We start from the raw sequence: 2,361 nt of genomic DNA, 5'->3' as shown, positions 1-2,361 counted from the left end.
GTAAGCATCAAAACATAGGCACATAGGTAAAAAAACAGAGCAGTTCGCAACTGCCCTGTTATAGCTTACAGTGTTTGTTTACATTCTTCTGGAATATTCTCCGACCACGGAAGTAGCGGTGTAAGATCAAAGGTGGACATGTCTTTACCACGTAGTTCCTCCAATAACCATGCCAGGTAACTCTCCGGTTTAAGTCTGTTTGCTTTGGCTGTTTCTATGATGCTGTACATCACTGAACTGGCTGAAGCACCTCGTGGAGCTTTGCAGAACATCCAGTTCTTTCTGCCCATCACAAATGGCCTGACTGCACGTTCAGCAATGTTGTTAGTGGCTTCCAGCCGACCGTCAAGCAGGTAATTTTCCAGATATTCTTTTTGGTTCACAGTGTAAAGCAACGCATCCCTGTATTTGCCGTCTTTTTCTTTCGGCAATTCATCGCTTGCCCATTTGATGAACTTCCTGAGTTTTGGCGCGATCTTTTTCTTTTTGAAATCTGTCATTTCCGCAATAGTAGTCAACTCCTTGCGTTGTCGATCCAGATCCATGAGATCGTTGGTGTATTTAAGTCCTATACAAGGTTTGGCTGATGGCCTTCGACCAGATTTTGGTAGTACGGAAACCGCATCATAGTATTTCCTTCGAACATGTGCCATACACCCTACATCGATTATCCCATCATGTAACGTGTGGTACACGATGTATCCATCACTTTGTATGAAGCCCTCATAATCCTGAAGGTAGTTTTCCGCCACCTCTCTTTTCCTGGTCTCGCTGTATAGATACTGTACAACAGGCCTATGGGCTTCCTTATCGTCCTGACACGCTCCGCTGCAGAATACCCACATACGGCTTTTCTGCTGAGCAGTACGCCCGGGTTCTGAAATGACCTGTACTTCCGTTTCATCAGCATGTATCATGTATTGCTGTTTGAGTTCTCCATGGAATATATCCACAAATGGTGATAGATACTGCTCGGATAGTCTGCATATCCAATTCGAAAGAGTTTGCTTAGTGAGCTTTACTCCCTGCATATGGAAATCGCTGCTGATCTTTTCAAGCGGATCACGGTTATCGTACTTGCGGCAGATGATATGAGCTCCAAGCGAAGGTGACACCAGACAATTCCGAAAGAGCAATGCCGGAGCCTTCTTGTCAGCACGTAATATTGGTGATCCGGTACCACTGCTTTCACAATTTCTGCAAGCATATGAGTAGATGACGGATTCTCTGACTTCCACCCTTGATGGGATCAAAGTCAGTTCTCTTCTGATCTCCTTTTTCATAGTATGCATGGGCTCACCACATTTTGGACAGACCGACTCTTCCGGAGAAAGTCTGTATTCTGTAGTTTCCTTTGGAAGCGATGATAGCATCTTATCCTTGGAGCCCTTTTGCTTTTTATGTTTGGTGCTCTTAGGAGGATGTACTTTCTCTAATGTAGGCTCAGGTTGTCCCTGATCCTCATTGGCTTCAGCCTCATTGAAGAAACTCATCTGGTCAGCATCAGAAGGTTCACCCTTACGCGAAAACTTCTTGCGAGCATCTATCTGCTCCTGCTCTTCATAGCCTCTGACACGTAATTTTAATTCATCATTTTCGATAGACGTATTGTATGCGAATTCTTCTAATTCGTTACGATCCATCGACTTCAAATCTACCTTTTTCATACTTGATATTATACCACAAAACCCTTGAAAATTCAACACTTTCAAGGGTTTTATCGTAATTGATTTAAGGCGTTTTTATCACCTGTTTATGCAGTTTAGTATGAATCCAAGTTGCTTTTCGCTGATCCTCGCATGAGTATCGTCAGCCATCCTCTCTGGCCAGCGAAGCACATATCGAGTGAACTTGACTTTCCTGTAGCATTCGATGTTTCCATCCGAACTGTAGGTAAACATCTCACGATTGTTTGAACGACGGAATAGGAATATGTCACCATGATATGGATCCAGATTGAGGGAACTTCGTATCATCCATACTATGCTGTTGATGCTTGTGGACCCAATTGGCTGATCTACGAAATACAAGTCCACACCGAATGCCAGAGATCGATACTTAAGATATCTGCCGTCATCCATTCCACATTCGGCAAATCCCGGACAACTGCCAATCAGATCATCTAAGATTCCTTTATCCCTAAATACCATTTTCCTGTACTTGAATGCATCATGATCAATGTCATGTTCTTTACACCAGTCAGTATCTGTGAGATTATCTGACATCACCTCATGAACGATTTGCATCCAGTACTTACGTATTTCAAATTGCCTGCTATTCACAACTATATACCTCCCGCTCTGGAAGATATTATATATCGTGGCAAATAGCTACTCAATGTGCCTATGTTTTGATGCTTAC

At 43.1% G+C, this 2,361-nt stretch carries 2 protein-coding genes; both read right to left on the bottom strand.

The features are described 5' to 3' along the window. Positions 1-65 precede the first annotated feature (65 nt). A complete protein-coding gene (gene tnpC / locus EV211_RS10520; RefSeq protein ID WP_133529389.1) occupies positions 66-1,667 on the bottom strand; it encodes an IS66 family transposase in 1,602 nt (533 codons plus the stop codon). Between the two features lie 78 nt (positions 1,668-1,745). Continuing rightward, positions 1,746-2,282, bottom strand: a complete 537-nt coding sequence (gene tnpB / locus EV211_RS10515) for an IS66 family insertion sequence element accessory protein TnpB (protein ID WP_133529388.1) — start codon at positions 2,280-2,282, stop codon at positions 1,746-1,748. Between the last annotated feature and the right edge of the window lie 79 nt (positions 2,283-2,361).

The organism is Aminicella lysinilytica (assembly GCF_004362975.1).
Classification (GTDB): Bacteria; Bacillota; Clostridia; order Peptostreptococcales; family Anaerovoracaceae; genus Aminicella; species Aminicella lysinilytica.
This window is presented reverse-complemented; position numbering and strand designations above follow the sequence as displayed.

Bases quoted from the DNA above. Each gene is read 5' to 3' on its own strand.
- tnpC (WP_133529389.1), bottom strand. From the start codon at position 1,667: ATGAAAAAGGTAGATTTGAAGTCGATGGATCGTAACGAATTAGAAGAA.